1 protein-coding gene is annotated in these 717 nt (G+C 57.3%); it reads left to right on the forward strand.

From position 1 onward, the window contains the following. Positions 1–717, forward strand: a 717-nt coding sequence (locus tag AEYBE204_RS39220; RefSeq protein ID WP_023464159.1) for an IS3 family transposase, incomplete at both ends; no start/stop codon positions are given.

Below are 717 nucleotides of genomic sequence, written 5' to 3' on the forward strand. Positions count from 1 at the left end.
GATAACCAGCGTCTGCTGACGCTTATCCGTGATTCATATTCACTGAGCGGAGGCGTATACGGTTACCGGCGGGTTCATAGCGATCTGAACGAAATCGGGGAAACCTGCGGCAAAAACCGGGTGGGCCGTCTTATGCAACTGAACCGGATTAAAGCCGTGCGGGGCTATAAAGCACCACGGCGTATCGCCGGCCGACCTTCGGTGGTTGCCCCTAATCGCGTACAGCGGCAGTTTACCGTTGTCCGGGCCAATCAGGTCTGGGTCACCGACATCACTTACATCCGCACCTGGCAGGGCTGGTTGTATCTGGCGGTGGTTATCGACCTCTTCGCCCGTAACGTGGTGGGCTGGTCGATGAAGCCGACCCTCTCACGCGAACTGGCACTGGATGCGCTGATGATGGCGGTCTGGCGACGTAAACCGGACAGCGAGGTCATCGTGCACTCAGACCAGGGTTGCCAGTATGGCAGCGACGACTGGCAACGGTTCTGTCGGGCCAATAACCTGGCACCCAGTATGAGCCGGCGTGGTAACTGTTGGGATAATGCAGTGGCCGAATCGTTCTTCAGTTCACTGAAAAAAGAACGCATCAGGAAGAGAATATACAAAACCCGGGATCTGGCCCGGGCGGATATCTTCGATTACATTGAAGTGTTCTACAACCGGGCCCGGCGTCACAGTCACCTCGGCGGCGTCAGTCCGGAGGCCTTTGAACGG

This window comes from Asticcacaulis sp. YBE204 (assembly GCF_000495855.1).
Taxonomy (GTDB): domain Bacteria; phylum Pseudomonadota; class Alphaproteobacteria; order Caulobacterales; family Caulobacteraceae; genus Asticcacaulis.